Below are 17,585 nucleotides of genomic sequence, written 5' to 3'. Positions count from 1 at the left end.
TTGAAAAGCCTTATCCAGGTGGAAGCTTGCTGCATGTAGTCCTGAAGCATCCTGATAACCGATCAAAAAAATGTGGAAAAATCATCTAATAATCGCCTACCGCAACCTTAGGAAAAACAAGGTATTCAGCATTATCAACATTGTGGGACTGGCCATTGCGATGGCAGCGGGTCTGCTTATTCTGAAGTATGTTACCTTTGAACTGAGTTATGATGATTTCCGCAAACCGTCAGTCTACCGGGTTGTCGATTATGCCTATCTCAATGGTGAAATGGTCGGAAAAAGGGCGCAAACAGTCCCTGCACTTGCCCCTGCCCTGCTCAGGGAAATTCCCGAAGTAAAAAACAGTGCGCGATTGGTCCATAGCGGCCCACTGATGTCAGACCCGGTGATGCAGGTAGATGCGCGGAGTTTTCATGAAGACAAGGTGTACTATGCAGATGCGGCATTTCTCGACCTGTTCTCCTATAAAATGGTTCATGGCTATCAGGATCAGGCACTTACCCAACCTAACAACGTGGTCATATCCATGGAGATGGCAGATAAGTATTTTCCGGGGCAGGATGGTCTGGGAAAAGAACTTACCTTTTATATGGGTGACCGGGGAAATACCCAATTAAAGGTTAGCGGAATATTTGAAAATATTCCCGATAACTCCCATGTGCATACTGATTTTATCATCTCTTTTAATTCGATTCCCTGGAACCTGGATGATAACTGGGATTGGGGCAATTTTTACAATTACGTGGAACTAACTCCTCAGAGCAATCTGGCCGTAGTTGAAGGGAAGTTTTTAGATGTAATGGAAAAGTATCTGGGGGAAAGTTTGACCGAATGGCGCAATTCAGGTTACACCTCTACGCTAAATCTACAGCCCATACAAGACATCCACCTGGACTCCCACCTGGAGGCCGAGGCTGAACCCAACGGAAGCCGAAACATGGTTCGGTTCCTTACCCTTATTGCTATTTTTATTTTAATTATCGCCTGGATCAACTACGTGAACCTGACCATTGCCAAATCTGTTGAGCGGGCGAAAGAAATGGGCATTAGAAAAGTGGTGGGATCCAGTAAAGGACAATTGATCGCTCAATTTATGACTGGTTCTTTCCTGCTCAACGGACTAGCCGCTATTTTGGCTATTGCAATTTCGCATCTCATGATGCCCATTTTCCAAAACCTTACAAAAGTAGGTTTTTCTCCCACTCCATCTACAGCATTAAGCATTGGGGTAGCTGCGTTGTTTTTGACAGGCACTATTTTATCGGGCCTATACCCTGCGTACATCATGTCATCTTTCCAACCTTTACAAATGATTAAGGGCCATTTAAAAAACCCAAGTCAGGGTGTCCCCATTAGGAAAGCACTGATCGTATTCCAATTTGCTGCTTCTATCGCCCTTATTGCCGGTACCTTGGGGGTACGCCAGCAGCTTAGCTTTATGAAGGAGCAGGATAAAGGATTGAATATGGAGCAAACACTGATAGTAAAAGGACCGGGAATAAAAGATTCGACTTATCAACAGCATCTGGTTTTTTTCAAGAACGAAGTGAGCAAGCTTCCCCACATTCAAGATGCAAGCGTTTCCTCAAGCATCCCCGGAAAGGAACTGAGTTGGGCGAGGCAGTTTTACCATCCCGCACAGCCGGAAAGCGGCAAAGGCATAAATATCATCGCAATTGATGAAGATTTTTTTCAATTATACGGCGCTGATTTCCTTGCAGGCCGTAATTTTTCCCGGGAAGTAACTTCTGACCGTGGCAATTTGATCTTAAACGAAACTGCAATGCGCCAGCTTGGTTTCAAAAATGCGGAAGAGGCCACCCAAAAAACCATTATCTGGCATGAATCTGACGAAGATAAACATGCCAAAACAATTATCGGAGTGATCAGGGACTTTAATCAGGAATCGCTTCATAAGGAAGTGGTACCGATGGTATTTGCACTAAAGGAATACCTCAATGCGCCCTGGGCGGGGGAGTATTATTCTCTGAAAATACGTTCCCATGATTATACTACAGCCTTAAGCGAAATAAAGCTAATTTGGGAAAAAGCCTTTCCAAATAGTCCTTTTGAATACTTTTTTCTCGACGATTACTTCAACAATCAGTATCTATCCGAACAAAATTTTGCAAGAATTTTCAGTCTTTTTGCCGGTCTCGCCATCCTAATTGCCTGCCTGGGACTGTTTGGTCTTGCCTCTTACATGACCATACAACGAACCAAAGAGATCGGTATCCGCAAAGTGCTCGGAGCCTCAATGATACATATCATCACCTTACTTTCAAAGGATTTTTTCCTGCTGATCGCCGCAGCCAGTGTCATGACCTTGCCGCTCGTTTATTTTATCTTGAAAAGCTGGCTTCAAAATTATGCCTATCAGATGGATATCCACTGGAGGATTTTGCTATTGCCTATTTTGCTGGTATTTCTTGTCGCATTTTTCACTGTGACCCTGCAAACGGTAAAAACAGCGTTGGAAAACCCTGTTAAATCGCTGCGAAGCGAATAGCTGTCTTTGGGTTGCATGGAAGCCAAAGCATACACGATACAGGCCAAAATATCTTCACCAATTAAATCCGGGAATTCTTCCAATATTTTATCTAAACCTCCTCCTTCTTCAAGATATTCAAGTATCGCAGACACTACATATCTTGTACCACGATTATTGAGTGTACCATGATATATTTCTGGATTAGTGGAGATAAGTGACAAAGGATTATTCCTAAGAATCTTCTCAGGCAACATTAAAATCCCTGGCACAAACACCTAAACGAATCCGTTTAATTTGTAAATTAGGAAGTGAATTGCTGATTTTTCTATGTCCAGGCTACTGAAATCCTCCTATTACTTCCCTTTGCAAATCAGCATTGATGACCGGGAACCTCCTGCACTGGAAGAGGCATTTTGTAAAATGGGAAACATGATTATCCATCGCCAACGTTTGTTGGTAGGTGACTATCTTCTTGACTGCGATTTACTGGTGGAAAGGAAGACCATTCCTGATTTCTGCAAATCCATAAAAGATGGTCGGTTGTTCCAACAAGCTAAAAAACTGTCCAAAAGCAAGGTGCCTGCCTGCTTAATGCTGGAGGGAAGGAAAAGGGATTTTAAGCAAACCGACTTTTTACCCCAGGCCATTCAAGGCATTTTGTTATCCATCTCCTTGTCTTTCCGAATCCCAATATTGAGGACTAAAAACACCAAGGAATCAGCAGCAGTTATGTTGCAATGCTTCAAACAACTTACCAAAGACAAGCTGGAGGAACAGCGGTTTTACCACCGGCCTGTACCTTTTAAACGGAAGAGTCAGGCCTTGCTTAAACAACGAATTCACATTCTGGAAGGCTTTCCGGGGATAGGCGTCGATCGGGCGGAAAGGCTGCTGATGAAATTCGGCAATCTTCATGGGGTATTTACGGCAAGGCAAGAGGAACTTCTAAAAGTGCCAGGTGTGGGGAAAAGGACGGTCGATCAGCTATATAAAATATTAAAAAAATAATAGCTTTCCATTATGCCCGATTGATCCATAATTGGACGAAGAAGCTGACTGTTTTCACAAACGGGCCTGCAAGCCTGTCCACAGATCAAGCTGATAAAATTTCCCGGAATAAAATTGGCATTTTAGGTAAACCTCTATCAGTTTTTCCCTATTTTAAAAAAATTACAATTTCAAGATTTGTAAATCGAAATGTTTGCTTATAAGATCGAAGTCAGTGTCATCATGTACCATCGAACATGAAAATTCAAGTGCATAAAAGGCAATAAGACAATCATTACTTTTCCTTACGGTCGCCCCCTTCTTTCGTAAAGACCTGTATAAATCGGAAGCTCCGATCGCTGCCTGAACGGCAGGTAAATCCAACATGGTAAAATAGGAAAGCATTTCTTTAACTTGTAGATATTTATAATCATCCCGTATACCTTGCAGAATCTCCTGTAAAATGGTTGGTGTCAGCAAAACTTCCATATCCTCCTCAATAAAATGCGCTAGCAAATTGGCTGCTGGTGTACTTTTTTTATTTAGAAAATCAATCCATACTGAGGTATCAAAAAGAATGGGTTCATTCATACTTCCCGCATTTGCCCTAAATCACCGATCCACGTATTCTTCTCACGAAGTGACAATAACTGTTTTTTTTTCAACGAAGCCACATATTGTTTCAATGCTTCGTGAACAATATCCTTCTTTGTCTTTAATTTACTGATTTTCAGTGCCTGTTGAACAAGTTCATCGTCCAATTCAATATTCGTTCGCATATTGATATAATTTTTATGTGTAAAGATACGACAATGTCATACACATTTCAAATGACGCAGATAGGGAAAAGTAAATTTCTGAAAAATCTATTGGGTTATTAGACAACTTCAATGCTTATCCATTCAAATGGAACAGAGAAGCGAGAAAGAACTTCTCCAAATCTTTTCTAAATGCATATCCAGAAACGGCGACAGCGGTTATCACCCCTGACAACTATGTACAATTTTTGACGGAGCTTTAAATGAAGGTTTACCCTTCCGGAAACGCCTCGTTTCTCACCTGAACCTCCATCTGCTCCAATGCTTTTTTTAACTTCAACCAGGTCCTGGTTTTCAGGGTGCTGGCAGCATAAATTTTTGTTTGGTAATCCCGGGTGATCAGCCTGAGTCTATATGGCCCCTTGCCTGGACTTTCAAATACAACCTCCTCAATACCACTTAAAGCATAAACATGTTTTTTCCAGAATAAGTAGTGGTAATGAACAAAAAAATATTCATTTGTCAAGCCAAAGTAATGCGTACCGAAGGCAAGAATAAGAAACCAAACGATTCCGACCAAAGCAAGAAAAATAAATACGTCATTGTGGTTTGGTGGATCTATAAGCAAATGCCATAGGAAAGTTCCGATGATAAGCCATAAAACTGAGGCCCTGAAATTGAAAAAAGGATTTCCCTTAAAAAGTTTCTTACCCTCGCTTCTAAGCGTATTAAAATCCCTGATTCCAGCAGCTTTTGGTGCAGATGTATTGTGAATTTTCCTTTCCAATAGCACTTTCAACTCCGGTCCATTGGCATACATCATGTCGAAAATGTATTTCTTTGTGCCATCTTTGAAGGAAAGGCAAGCTCCTTCTTCAGGAAGAGAAATACCCCAGCCAAAGGGAAATTTCCCTGTCATTTCCAAAGCCGCTACCTCCTTTAAATCATAGGATTCTTTACCAAATGCAATCCGATCCTGATGCAGCCTGATAATGGGTGCATTTTTGAAATACATGATCAAAAAGAAAACCGCAAACATTACCATAAAACCACCCAAAAACAACAAAAGATAATCCCCAACTTCAAAATCAGGTGTTCCCCACTTTCCATAGAAATCCTGGATAAAATAAATACCTACTCCGCCCATTAGCAGAAGCACCAGGACAAGTAAAATATAAAATCGAAAGAAATGCCTTTTGGTTGTAAAATATTCCATTTAGAGAATAGTATAAAACGTCTAACAACTAACGGATTAATCTCTGAAAATCCATTATTTGTAAGTTGGAAAAGAAATTAACGGCTATTCTCATGAAGGAAACGAACCTTAGGCTTTTGGGCAAATGCACCACGGGGGCAAGGAATCTTTTGCCCGCCAGCGAACAACAATGTACGATAAAAAAGCACAAAAAAGCCACTTCAGCCCTTAACAGCTGTTTGGAGATGTTTTTTACTGGTATGGAAGTAGATATGATAAATTGCAAGCCTCGCTAAGGCAGTAGCAGATCTTAACAAAAGTTGTCGGTTAATCATGAATGAGCTGCCTATTGTTAAGTTGGTAAAGAGATAAGGGAGGCTAAACTTGAGTTGAAAGAAAATCATTAGCTGTTGACGATGATAAAAAACTACATTAAAATTGCGCTAAGAAATCTGCTTCGGGACAAAACTTTCACTGCGATCAATATATTGGGGCTGGCCATTGGGATGGCCTCCTGCCTGCTGATCCTACTTTCAATAATCAGCGAGTTGGGGTATGACAGTTTCCATGACAAGGCAGACCGCATTGTTCGGGTAGTCTTTCGTGGATCCGTACAGGGGGGAACAATGAATGAAGCTCATGTCATGCCCCCGGTAGCAGCTGCCCTGAAGGCAGATTATCCTGAGGTGGAGCAGGCTACCCGTATCCGTAAAATGGGAAATCCAAAAGTTATTTACGGAAACAGCGCTTTCCGAAACAGACCAGCTGCCTTTGCAGATGCCAATTTTTTCCAGGTATTTACCTTTCCATTGATCCAGGGGAATCCGGCTCAGGCTTTAAAAGAACCCCACACCATTGTCATTTCTGCATCTACTGCACAAACCTATTTTAAGGGGGAGAACCCAATTGGAAAAGAGCTGTTGATCGGGGATGACGGGGCCCTGTTCACCGTTACGGCAGTCATGGCAGATATGCCGGCCAACTCCCATTTTCATTTTGACCTTTTGGCTTCGATGGCGACCTTCCCGCCAGCCAAAAACCCATCCTGGATGGTTTCAGAATTTTATACCTATCTATTGCTTCAACCCGGCTATGATTACAAACACCTGGAAGCTAAACTTCCCCATGTAGCCGAAAAATACATGGGCCCACAGTTGGAAGAAGCCATGGGAATCAGTTACAATCAATTCAAGGAAGATGGAAACAATATAGGCATGTTCCTGCAGCCACTCACTTCCATTCATTTGCATTCTGACTTGATGGGCGAACTGGGACCGGGTGGGGACATCAGGTATATCTACATTTCCGGGGCCATTGCCCTTTTTATGATCCTGATTGCCAGCATCAATTTCATCAACCTTTCCACAGCAAGTGCCGGCAAAAGGGCCCGGGAAGTGGGTGTTCGAAAAATACTTGGGTCAGAAAAGCAGCAACTTGTTGGGCAATTTCTGGCCGAATACACCCTATTGAGCCTTTTTGCACTGTTAATTGCCATGACATTGGTAAAATTATCGCTGCCCGTATTTAATAACCTTGCAGGAAAAGACATAGACATTCAGTATTTTTCCAACTTATGGACTGTACCCGCCCTGCTTTTATTTGGACTGATGGTAGGGATACTTGCCGGCATATATCCGGCTTTTTTCCTTTCTACTTTCAAGCCTGTTTCCGTACTGAAAGGGTCCTTTTTCCCAGGCTCAGGCAGAATGGGCAAACGATCCTTTAGTTTGCGCAGCGGATTGGTCACATTCCAGTTCGCCGTGTCTGTAATACTGATTATGGGCACAATCGTGGTTTACAACCAACTGGAATTTATCCAAAATAAAAACCTGGGTTACAACAAAGATCAGGTTTTGATTTTTCCAGATGCCCGGTACCTGGGAAACAATACTGAAGCATTCCGGCAACAGCTGCTTCAGGACTCAAGAGTCGCCAACGTAAGTATTTCAGGATATCTGCCTTCAGGGCCATCCTTCAATAATAATTTCTTTTTGTATCCGGATGGCGACGTCCGCAGGCAAGTGAAAACCTTGAGGTATGATGTAGATGCCGATTACATACCCACCCTGGGCATGGAATTGGAAGCTGGTAGAAATTTTTCGGACGCATTTGGCTCCGAACAAACCTCCATTATTCTGAATGAGACTGCGGCCCGGGCATTGAATTGGGAGGAAGATGCACTGGGCAAGACCCTTTCCCACCATGACAATGAGGGAAACCAAACAAATTACCAGGTCATTGGCATCGTGAAAGATTTCCATTTCAGGTCCCTGCATGAACGCATCTTTCCATTGGTAATGGTGAAAGGTAACCGTCATGGAGCTGTCATCGCCAGGATCAACACCGATGAGCCAGGAAACTTACTGGAGGATATCAAATTGAAATGGAATACACTCGCTGCAGAGGAGCCCTTTGCGTACTCATTTTTGGACGAAAGGTATTACCAAACCTATCAGGCAGAACGAAGGATGGGATACATCCTGATGGTATTTTCAGGCTTGATCATTTTTGTTGCCTGTTTGGGCTTATTTGGGCTGGCTATGTTTACCGCAAAACAACGCAATAAGGAAATCGGAATCCGAAAGGTTCTTGGTGCGGATGTATCCACCATTGTGAGCATGCTTTCCAGGGAGTATATAAAGTTGGTGCTTTTGTCAGCCTTCATTGCCTTCCCAATTTCCTGGTGGCTGATGAACCAATGGTTGGAAGGCTTTGCTTACCGGATAGATATTTCCATCTGGACCTATTTGGCTGCAGGAGGATTGGTTTTACTGGTAGCCTGGTTGGCCGTTGGCAAGGAGGCCATTAAGGCTGCTTTAGCGAATCCAGTGAAATCTTTGCGTAGTGAATAGGAGAAGTGGTCTGAAATGAATGGTATGGGATATTATTAGCCTCGGTTGATTTTCCTGCCTTGCCTGTCGCGACCAATGAAATACTATCTCAACAACAATGACCAAGGCAAATGATCAATCGATTTCGATACTGAATTTATTTTGGGTATTGTACTTTTCTGGTTTTCCCATCGATACCATCCACCGGTCATAGGCTGCCTTTTTCAGCCAATGGACCAGATAATGATTCTGTAGGTGTCGGGCTTTTGCCGCTTCTGAAGCCAATTTTGAAGCTATTTTATAATCTTTGCTATCAGCGCTATGGTGGAAGATAAAAGCAGCATAGAATTTTTCAATTGGGTCCAGATTTTTATTCCGTTCATAAATACTTTTAACCTGGTTAAGCCTTGATTGATCCCTGTCTTTCAATCCACTTAAAAAGGGGATATAGGATTTCAAATATTTTCTATCCGCCTGGTCCGTAACATAGGCATTTTCCAATTGCTCCCTTTCAGTGCCCAAAGAATGGGCCGAATCTTCATAGGGCCTGAATAATGATGCAAGCACTCCAATAATACAAATGCCAATTAACCGTAATGGTATTTGAATCCAAATACCCTTGACTTTTCTGAAGTAAGAGATTATCCAAACAAAAAATAAAAACAAGACTGCGACAAAGCACAAAAACAGCCATACAAATTCCAATCCTACAACTTCATAGGAAATAAAAATCACTGAAATACCATTCGCTAAATAAAATATGTTTTTTTTCATTGAATCATTATCTTTTGGTCAGGCGCCCGGAACCTGAAAACCTGACATCACTCCGTTCCGGGTTTCCCCTGTAGTAGACATCCCCTGAACCAGAGCCCCTGACAGATATAGTCTGACTAACTCCTATTGCCGTATCACCAGATCCTGATGTTCGAATTGAAGCTTCCTGCGCCAACAAGTCCAAGCCTTCAAAGTCACCGGAACCTGATTGCCTTATTTCTATTCCATCTACCTCCCCCTCATGAACTTCCATGTCACCAGACCCACTCAGAGTTACATTCAGGTTTCGGGCTTGAAGATTACTGAAACTGGCATCACCAGATCCCGACACGTGGATATCCAGATCAGTAGCCACAATAGCAGATAGACTTTTAAAATCTCCTGACCCGCTGTTTCTAATGGCTTCCAGTTCAGTGAATGTAATGTATACCTTGAGGTTCATGTTTCTATAATTCCCTTTTTCCAGATAAACCCTCAGGGTTTGGTCTTCCACCTCGGTGATCACTTTTTCAAGATCCAGGTTACTGGATTCCAGCCTTACCTCGGGCCGATCCCCTTTCTGGATAATAACTTCCCAACTGCCGCCTGTAGAAAGCCTGGTGAAAGGATCCAGGCTTCTGGTTGTTACGTTTTGGCTCATTACAGGAAAACTGACAAGGGCGAGAAAGAAGGTCAATAATGGTAGGTTACCTATTTTCATGGTGCTTCATTTTTTTGTGGAACAGTGATCATTTTACCAAAAAGGTGCCAATCTAAAAACGCTGATAGGGGCCGCCTAAACAAGGTTTAAAGATTCCTCTGTTCGGATCACTACACTGAATGTCCGGTTACGAACAGAGATTGATCTCTTTTAACCCCATTCCGTGAAAAGTCTGTCAACAAAACTTAGACTCATAAACTCAATCCGCTAAAAATAAACGAGTTAGGGCATAATCTTTGTTGTTAGTTATAAAGAAGGAAAGCCAGATTGGTTTTCGATACTTACTATAAAAATCTGTAATGCTATGGGAATTGTTAAAATAATAGAGGTAATCGCCAGCTCTGACAAAAGTTTTGATGATGCTGTTCAGAATGCGCTTAAGGAAGCCTCCAAGTCGGTAAAAAACATCAAGTCTATTTATGTCAAACATTTTAATGCCAATGTCGAAAATAACCAAATTGTCTCTTATGGCGTGAATGCCAAAGTCTCCTTTGAAGTTAACTCCTAATGAACCCAAAATATCAAAGAGGTTACTGTGAAGTCCTCTTTGGTACTTTTTATTCTGTTTTTAAAGTATCGACCACTTTTATTCTGGCAGCATGCAGTGCCTGAAAGGTTACCGTTAGGTATGCAATGGAAAAGGTGAGTTTGTACCTGGCAAAACCCCTTGTCGCGATTTTCAAATGGTTTTTGAACATGGTCTTCTGGATGAGGTAAACTAGATATGAAATTGTTCCCGGATATTTTCAGTCACCACTTTACCATCAAATAAATTGATGATCCGGTGGGCATAATTGGCATCATGCGGGGAATGGGTGACCATCACGATGGTGGTTCCCTCATTGTTCAATTCCTCCAAAAGCCGCATGACTTCCTCCCCATTGGCCGAGTCCAGGTTACCTGTAGGCTCATCGGCCAGGATTACTGCCGGCTTGGCCACTATGGCACGGGCGATGGCCACCCTTTGCTGCTGGCCTCCGGATAGCTGTTGGGGAAAATGGTTTTTCCTGTGCATGATATTCATCCTTGTCAACACCTCCTCCACCTTCTTTTTCCTTTCGTCGGAAGGAATTTTAAGGTACAGCAGGGGCAATTCCACATTTTCAAAGCAGGTGAGTTCGTCTATCAGGTTAAAACTCTGAAAAACAAATCCGATATTTCCCTTTCTAAGTTGTGACCGTTGTCTTTCCGAATATTTGGCCACCTCCTTTTCCAGAAAATGGTATTCGCCCTCATCGGGATTGTCCAGCAGACCAATGATGTTCAGGAGGGTAGATTTGCCACATCCTGAAGGACCCATAATGGCCACAAACTCCCCTTTTTTAATTTCGATATGAATATCGTCCAGAGCGGTGGTTTCTACTTCTTCAGTGGTATACCGCTTTTTTAAATGATTGGTTTTGATGATGTTTTGCATGTTATTAATTTATGAATTAAACCTATAATTAGGGAAATAGCTGTATTGGCTGTGAATTGGATTGCTACCCATTTTACTTTTGTATGGTGCTATCGATTAAGGTTCAGCACTTCATTTTTACCGAAGTTTTCGTATCCGCTGACGATCACTTTTTCTCCGGGCTGTAAACCTTCGATCACTTCATAATATTCCGGGTTTTTCCGGCCCAGTCGGATGTCTCTTTTTTCCGCATTTTCACTTTCTTCATCCACCACAAATACCCAATTCCCCCCTGTATCCTTATAAAACCCACCCGTGGGCAATAAGGTGGCCTGTTCACTTTCACCAAGTTCCAGCCTTATCCTGACCGTCTGACCCCGGCGAATTCCGGTGGGAGCATTGCCGGTAAAGACCATGTCCACCTCAAATCTCCCTCCGGTCACATTGGGATAGATTTTAGAAATTTCCATCTCAAAGGTTTCATCTGAGAAACTAAAGGTGCCTTTCAAACCGGTACTAATCCTGGGCAAATACAATTCATCTATGGGCACCCGGGCCTTAAATTTATCAATAACATCGATTTGTCCATAGCGCTCTCCTGCATTGATGGACTGCCCCACTTCAATCTGTTCTGTGGTCAATTGACCGGTGATGGGAGCTCTAACCAGGAGGTTATCCAAAATATGCCCCACCCCGTTAAGGGACTGATTCATTCTTGCCTCCGATTCCCGCAACTGCCTTTTTTGAATGGAACGGGCAATGGAGTCGTTTCGGTAAGATTCGTAGGTCAGCCTTTGCCTTTTCAAGTTGTATTCGTATTCTTCTTTCACCTCTTCCAGCTCCCGGTCAGAAATCAGTTTTTTGTCGTGCAATTCCCGGAACCTTTCATATTGTGGTTTAAGCAGGTTGATCTGATAATCGATTTCGGCGAGTTGAGCCTGTTGGCTGAGGTCATTTTGATCCAGAAGCAGCCGGGTTTGTCTGAGGTTATTGATTTGAAAATAAAGATCTGTCTCCCGTTGCATCACCTCCAGTTGAAGGTTGGAATTGGTCAGCATCAATATGGTATCCCCCTTTTCCACCATGGAGCCTGATTCCCGGATGATCTCCTGTATGTTTCCCCGCTCAATGGCATCTAGATAGAAAACTTCCCCCGGCTCTATGGTTCCGCTCACGGGGATATAATCAGTGAATTCTCCTGTTTTGACGGTGGCAATGGTAATACGTTCCCTATTCACATTCATACTGGACCGGGCATCTGCAAAAACCAATTGGTACAGCACAAAGGCCACCACCAGGGTTCCTGCGAGTAACATACCAATCAATTTTGGGGTCCAGGTTTTTTTTTCAAGCTTTCTGTCCATCTCTTGGAGCATCATTTTAATTCCTCTACTATTTGCCAATTAACATGCCATCTATAAAACCCTTTCCTATTTGCACTGAAAGCCATTTTGGCAACCAAAGCTCATTTTTTTCGAACAAATTTGTCCGCCAGCGACCAAAATTGTATAAGAGAGGACATGCGCTAGCTGCAGGAAAAAATAAGCAGGATTCAAAAAATATACTTAAATTCCCCCTAATGCCCGTTTATGGGAAAAGTTTGTCCGACTGTATCAATTCGGTACAGGTTTTGGCCTTTCCTGAATAACAGTAAGAAATCCAAGTCTATATTTATGAAAGCGCAAAAAGCCGGTAAAATCCTGATCATTGATGACAATGAAGACCTGCTGAAAGCAGCAAAAATTTATTTAAAAAGGCATTTTGGCCAGGTGGATACGGAAACCAACCCCGGCTTATTGCCGATCATGATGTCAAACGAACAGTACGACGTTATATTATTGGACATGAATTTCACCAGGGATGTCAGCAGCGGGCAGGAGGGGTTTTATTGGCTGGACCGGATACTTGAGCTGGACTCCTCGGCCGTAGTGGTGCTGATCACCGCTTATGGTGACGTGAATACCGCCGTAAAGGCCATTAAAGAGGGGGCCACAGATTTTGTGCTTAAACCCTGGGAAAACGAAAAATTACTGGCCACCCTTCACGCTGCCCTGCAACTCAGGCAGTCCAAATTGGAAATCACCCAACTGAAGGACCAACAGCAGCAATTTTTCCAGGACATGGACCATAAATTCAAGGACATCATCGGGCAGAGTCCGGCCATGATGAAAGTATTTGAAACCATAGAGCGGGTAGCAGGCACGGATGCCAATGTGCTGATACTGGGAGAAAATGGTACGGGCAAGGAGTTGGTGGCCCGGGCTATTCACCGGAACTCCAAACGGCACAGAGAGGCGTTTGTAGGTGTGGATTTGGGATCTATCACCAGCACCTTGTTTGAGAGTGAACTGTTTGGCCATAAAAAGGGCTCATTTACGGATGCCCGGGAAGATCGGGCCGGGAGATTTGAACAGGCACACAAAGGTACTCTTTTCCTGGATGAAATTGGCAATCTGCCCCTTCCGCTCCAGGCCAAGTTACTGGCCACCCTGCAAAACCGGGAGGTAACCCGGGTGGGCACCAATAAATCCGTTCCCATAAACATCCGGCTTATTTCCGCTACCAATATGGCCATCCACAACATGGTTTACGACAACAGTTTCCGGCAAGACCTCCTGTACCGGATCAATACCATCGAAATCACCCTCCCCCCCTTGAGGGAAAGGGTTGAGGACATCATGCCACTGGCCAATCATTTTATAGCCATTTATTCCAAAAAGTACAATAAGGACATCCGCAAAGCCGGGGAAAGCCTGATCAAAAGAATGCAAAAATATTCCTGGCCGGGAAATATCCGGGAATTGCAGCACAGTATAGAACGTGCGGTCATCATGTGCGACCGAAGTGTGCTTCAGCCGGAAGACCTGTTCATGCAAAAGCCTTCCGGGCCGGAAAATCAGGAAGAAACCATCAACCTGGATCACTTCAATATCGAGGATGTGGAAAAAATCCTGATCCGCAAAGCACTGCAAAAGCACAATGGACACATCACCCGGGCAGCAGAGGAACTTGGCCTCACCAGATCATCCTTATACCGAAGACTGGAACGTTATGGGCTTTAGGTCATTTGCTTTTGGGATCACGATCAGGGTGCTGTTGATCATTCTGATGGTGCATTTGGGCATGTATTTCTATATGAAGGAAAATAGCCTGCTGCAGGGTTTTATCTTTTCCCTGATCCTTGTATTTCAAACCTTCAACCTGATTACTTTTAGCAATACCACCAACAGAAAAATCACTCGCTTTCTGGATTCTATCCGCTATTCAGATTTTTCATCCACCTTTACCAAAGACAGCAAGCTGGGAAAATCATTTAAGGAAATGAACCTCTCCTTCAATGAAGTGATCAATGCCTTCAAAAAAACCAGGGCGGAAAAAGAAGAACAGATGCTGTTCCTTCAGATCATGATCCAGCACATCAACACAGGCATCCTTTCCTTTGAAAGCCGGGGACAAATAGGCGTGATCAACGGGGCTGCCAAACAGCTCCTTCAGATTCCCCAGTTTAAAGACATCCATGATTTGGGCAAGCTTTCCAAAGAATTGCTGAAAATGGTCCTTGACCTCCACCCGGGGGGTTCATTTTCCATTAAAATCAATGCCGACCTGCATTTAAACGTCCAATCCGCTGCATTCAAAATGGAAGGAAAAAGCTGGACTTTGCTTTCCTTTCAAAATATCAAATCAGAACTACAGAAAAATGAGTTAAAGGCCTGGCAAAATCTGACCAAAGTGCTGCGCCATGAGATCATGAACAGCATGACCCCCATTGCCAGCCTGGCCAATTCTTTGGGTACCATTTTAGAAGAGGACCTGGAGGAAGTTGCCAGCGGCTTAATGATCAATAAAGACAGTTACCTGGATCTTTCAGAAGGTTTGGAAACCATTTCAAAACGGAGTACAGGCCTGGTGGACTTTGTGAATGCATATCGGGATTACACCAACATTCCCCCTCCAAAAATCAGGCGGGTAAGGGTGAAAGATATGTTTGAAAACATTTGTACATTAATGAAGGAAGAATTACCCCAATCGGGAATTAGCCTGGAAACCAGTATTCAACCAACAGGCCTGGAAATCATCGCTGACAGGGAAATGATACAAATGATCCTGATCAACCTGATCAAAAATGCAAGGGAGGCCATGGAAAAGGCCAACATCCGTATGATCCTGTTAAATGCTGCCTCCGACCCCCATGGCCATCCTTATATTCAGGTTACCGACCATGGGGAGGGTATCGTTCCGGAAGCCCTGGAACGGATATTTGTACCCTTCTATACCACCAAAAAAACGGGAAGCGGCATTGGACTGGCCATCTCCCGGCAGATCATGAACCTGCACCAGGGAAATCTGGAGGTAGCTTCCGTTCCCGGTGTAAGGACTACATTTACCTTGTTTTTCGGATCAGGTTAGGGTTCGTATGGAAAATTGATAGAATCTAAGTTCGACTGAATTTCGTTAAAAAACGGTCATTCCGAGAATTAACATTTTACAAAACGCAGAGATCGGGATGACGGTATTTATTTATATCTATTGAAAATTCAACATATTATATAATACGTCATCGGTACACCTACCGTCATCGCGAGCACAGCGGGCTTCGGCAGGCTCAGCCTAAAAAGCGATCTGAATCGGAGCGGCGGCATTAATCCATCGGGAAATGGGAATAGGATCGAAAGGTCGTCCACGTACCCTTTCAAACTTTGCTTCCTGTTTTTTTAAAAAGTTAATAGAGACAAGTTTAAGAACTATTTTTACCTCAAATCAGTTTTCAGGTTAAATAACTACATAAAAACCAAATTATTATGGATATAACTAAAAAAGCAAAAGAAGAACTGGAAGACCGTCTTGATAAAATTGAAGCATTCATCGCCTCAAAAGGGATCGGCTCCACCTACCTAAAAAAAGCACAAAAAACACAAAGAGATATCAACCTGGCAATTGTATTAAGTGGTGTAGTTACCATTGCCGGTCTTGCCCTCTGGTTGAAACTCAGAAATACCCAGGATTAGATTTTTAAGGGATTAGGGAATACTTCCCATGGCATAATTCAATATGACTTCCTGGAAATACAGGGTATATTGGGCCTGTGCATGATCCGATTGGGCAGTGACCCATTGCTGATTGGCCTGGGCCAGGTCCACAAAATTGCTTATCCCTAAGCGGAACCTTTCCGAAATGGCCTCCCTGGCCTGTGCTGCTGCTTTGAGTTGCAATGCAGTGGATGCCTGCCTTTGTAAGGCACCTTTATAATTTTCAAGGGCCAACTTTACTTCCTGGGAAATTTTCCTTTCCAAGGCTTTACTTTCAAGTTTCTGGTTCATCATATTCGCCCTGGCTCGGATAATGGCCGCCTTGTTGTCGAAATTATTGAAAATGGGGATGCTCAGGTTCAAGCCAAAAATCCGCTGGGGGTACACGGTCAACAGCTGATCCCTGATGGTCCTTTCATCCAGAGAGGTGAAAAAGGTATTGTAATTGAAAAATGCAAACAACTGCGGATACCTGGAGCCTTTTGCCGCTACCAACAGCCTTTGGTTTCCCTGCTCCAGCAACTGCTGTTCCCTGAAATCCTTCCTCTGCTGTAAAGCCTGCTCATAAAGCGCAGGCAAATCCATGCCCAACCATTCATTCCTGATTTGCTTCAAATCAACAGCCTGAAGTCTGGGTAAAACATTGGGCCCCAGTTGCAGGGTTTCGGCCAGGGTCCACAAATCTGTTTCCCATTGAATCCTCGCATTTAAAGCAACTGTCTCCAATCTGGCTACTTCCGATTGTTGGTTGTACTGGTCCGAGAGGGTGCGGAGACCGGCTTCCACAAAACCTTCAATTTGTTCCAACTGCTTTTTTTGGTTTTGGAGATTTTGTTTGGCAATTGTATACAACTGTTCATCCAGTAATACCTGCAGGTATTGTTGCGCAATGGTAAATTTGACCTCTTCCTGAGCCCTTCCCAGGGCAAATTCCCCCGCCTCCTCAAAATACCTGGATGCCCTGGATTCATTAACCCGTTGAAAGCCGGAGAATACCGGCACCTGGGAATTGAGCCCGGAAGATATCCTGTTATTGATTTGGTTGGTTACGATCAGCTCGCCTTCCACCTGCTGAAATTGCTGGCCTACCTGCCTGCCTATGCTGTTATTGATATTGAGCGATGGCAGCTGCCTCAAGCGGGCGTTCAGGCTATTCATGCGGAGCACCTGCTGTTGGTTTTCCAATACTTTCAAATCTATCTGCTGCTCCAATCCGATGGCCACTGCCTCCCCGAAGGAAAGGGGAATGGTATCCTGTGCCCAGGTATTCATGCAGGCAAGTAGGATCATCATCGGGATCATCATTATTCTTTTCATGTGTTTATAATTTGTTCTTAATAGGCCACCTCGATTAGTCGGGGCAGTCTATGGAATCTTTGACGATTAAAATAATCATTGCCCTGTGTGTTTAATGATGATT

At 43.5% G+C, this 17,585-nt stretch carries 16 protein-coding genes and 1 pseudogene; 7 read left to right on the top strand and 10 right to left on the bottom strand.

Annotated features, from left to right (window positions below; translation table 11 throughout):
* Positions 1-70: 70 nt before the first annotated feature.
* On the top strand, positions 71-2,512 hold the full coding sequence (locus tag HUJ21_RS10060; RefSeq protein ID WP_291369337.1) for an ABC transporter permease: 2,442 nt from the start codon (positions 71-73) through the stop codon (positions 2,510-2,512).
* Positions 2,513-2,550: 38 nt separating this feature from the next.
* Here the strand turns inward: HUJ21_RS10060 and HUJ21_RS10055 are convergent.
* Positions 2,551-2,748 (bottom strand): annotated as a pseudogene (locus tag HUJ21_RS10055) (DUF433 domain-containing protein); the annotation flags it as partial.
* A gap of 73 nt (positions 2,749-2,821) precedes the next feature.
* Here HUJ21_RS10055 and HUJ21_RS10050 point away from each other — a divergent pair.
* Positions 2,822-3,502: an ERCC4 domain-containing protein gene (locus HUJ21_RS10050; protein WP_291369335.1), complete on the top strand. Its 681-nt coding sequence runs from the start codon at positions 2,822-2,824 to the stop codon at positions 3,500-3,502.
* Between the two features lie 162 nt (positions 3,503-3,664).
* Here the strand turns inward: HUJ21_RS10050 and HUJ21_RS10045 are convergent, their stop codons facing one another.
* The 3 genes from HUJ21_RS10045 to HUJ21_RS10035 form a co-directional block, all read right to left on the bottom strand.
* Positions 3,665-4,072 carry a PIN domain nuclease gene (locus tag HUJ21_RS10045; RefSeq protein WP_291369333.1) on the bottom strand — a complete coding sequence of 136 codons (408 nt, stop codon included), beginning with the start codon at positions 4,070-4,072 and terminating at the stop codon, positions 3,665-3,667.
* Positions 4,069-4,260, bottom strand: coding sequence for a type II toxin-antitoxin system VapB family antitoxin (locus tag HUJ21_RS10040; RefSeq protein ID WP_291369331.1), 192 nt, complete (start codon positions 4,258-4,260; stop codon positions 4,069-4,071). The genes HUJ21_RS10045 and HUJ21_RS10040 overlap by 4 nt, the downstream gene beginning before the upstream one ends.
* Before the next feature lie 250 nt (positions 4,261-4,510).
* Complete coding sequence (locus HUJ21_RS10035; RefSeq protein ID WP_291369329.1) at positions 4,511-5,455, bottom strand: hypothetical protein; 945 nt, start codon at positions 5,453-5,455, stop codon at positions 4,511-4,513.
* Between the two features lie 395 nt (positions 5,456-5,850).
* Between HUJ21_RS10035 and HUJ21_RS10030 the strand changes: the two genes are divergently transcribed.
* Positions 5,851-8,286 carry an ABC transporter permease gene (locus HUJ21_RS10030; RefSeq protein WP_291369327.1) on the top strand — a complete coding sequence of 812 codons (2,436 nt, stop codon included), beginning with the start codon at positions 5,851-5,853 and terminating at the stop codon, positions 8,284-8,286.
* Positions 8,287-8,400: 114 nt separating this feature from the next.
* On the opposite strand, the gene HUJ21_RS10025 is transcribed toward HUJ21_RS10030, so the two are convergent.
* Together HUJ21_RS10025 and HUJ21_RS10020 are read right to left on the bottom strand one after the other, a co-directional pair.
* Positions 8,401-9,039: a hypothetical protein gene (locus HUJ21_RS10025; protein WP_291369325.1), complete on the bottom strand. Its 639-nt coding sequence runs from the start codon at positions 9,037-9,039 to the stop codon at positions 8,401-8,403.
* A gap of 7 nt (positions 9,040-9,046) precedes the next feature.
* On the bottom strand, positions 9,047-9,739 hold the full coding sequence (locus tag HUJ21_RS10020; protein ID WP_291369323.1) for a head GIN domain-containing protein: 693 nt from the start codon (positions 9,737-9,739) through the stop codon (positions 9,047-9,049).
* 304 nt (positions 9,740-10,043) lie between these two features.
* Here HUJ21_RS10020 and HUJ21_RS10015 point away from each other — a divergent pair, with 304 nt between their 5' ends.
* Complete coding sequence (locus HUJ21_RS10015) at positions 10,044-10,247, top strand: dodecin family protein (protein ID WP_291369321.1); 204 nt, start codon at positions 10,044-10,046, stop codon at positions 10,245-10,247.
* Between the two features lie 49 nt (positions 10,248-10,296).
* On the opposite strand, the gene HUJ21_RS10010 is transcribed toward HUJ21_RS10015, so the two are convergent.
* The 3 genes from HUJ21_RS10010 to HUJ21_RS10000 all read right to left on the bottom strand — a co-directional run bounded on the left by HUJ21_RS10010 (position 10,297) and on the right by HUJ21_RS10000 (position 12,499).
* Positions 10,297-10,422, bottom strand: a complete 126-nt coding sequence (locus HUJ21_RS10010; protein ID WP_291369319.1) for a hypothetical protein — start codon at positions 10,420-10,422, stop codon at positions 10,297-10,299.
* Positions 10,423-10,457: 35 nt separating this feature from the next.
* Positions 10,458-11,156 carry an ABC transporter ATP-binding protein gene (locus tag HUJ21_RS10005; protein ID WP_166147755.1) on the bottom strand — a complete coding sequence of 233 codons (699 nt, stop codon included), beginning with the start codon at positions 11,154-11,156 and terminating at the stop codon, positions 10,458-10,460.
* 89 nt (positions 11,157-11,245) lie between these two features.
* Positions 11,246-12,499, bottom strand: a complete 1,254-nt coding sequence (locus HUJ21_RS10000) for an efflux RND transporter periplasmic adaptor subunit (protein WP_291369315.1) — start codon at positions 12,497-12,499, stop codon at positions 11,246-11,248.
* Between the two features lie 309 nt (positions 12,500-12,808).
* On the opposite strand from HUJ21_RS10000, the gene HUJ21_RS09995 reads away from it, so the two are divergent.
* The 3 genes from HUJ21_RS09995 (at position 12,809) to HUJ21_RS09985 (ending at position 16,144) form a co-directional block, all read left to right on the top strand.
* A complete protein-coding gene (locus HUJ21_RS09995; protein WP_291369313.1) occupies positions 12,809-14,197 on the top strand; it encodes a sigma-54 dependent transcriptional regulator in 1,389 nt (462 codons plus the stop codon).
* The gene (locus HUJ21_RS09990; RefSeq protein WP_291369311.1) at positions 14,187-15,545 is read left to right on the top strand and encodes an ATP-binding protein; all 1,359 of its coding nucleotides are present in this window, start codon (positions 14,187-14,189) and stop codon (positions 15,543-15,545) included. The genes HUJ21_RS09995 and HUJ21_RS09990 overlap by 11 nt, the downstream gene beginning before the upstream one ends.
* Before the next feature lie 392 nt (positions 15,546-15,937).
* Positions 15,938-16,144, top strand: coding sequence for a hypothetical protein (locus tag HUJ21_RS09985; protein ID WP_291369309.1), 207 nt, complete (start codon positions 15,938-15,940; stop codon positions 16,142-16,144).
* A 12-nt stretch (positions 16,145-16,156) separates the two neighbouring features.
* Here HUJ21_RS09985 and HUJ21_RS09980 read toward each other — a convergent pair whose 3' ends face one another.
* Positions 16,157-17,482, bottom strand: a complete 1,326-nt coding sequence (locus tag HUJ21_RS09980; RefSeq protein WP_291369307.1) for a TolC family protein — start codon at positions 17,480-17,482, stop codon at positions 16,157-16,159.
* Positions 17,483-17,585: the final 103 nt, after the last annotated feature.

Source organism: Cyclobacterium sp. (assembly GCF_014762705.1).
Classification (GTDB): domain Bacteria; phylum Bacteroidota; class Bacteroidia; order Cytophagales; family Cyclobacteriaceae; genus Cyclobacterium.
The sequence above is the reverse complement of the archived record's forward strand: the minus strand, read 5'-3'. Positions and strand labels throughout refer to the sequence as shown.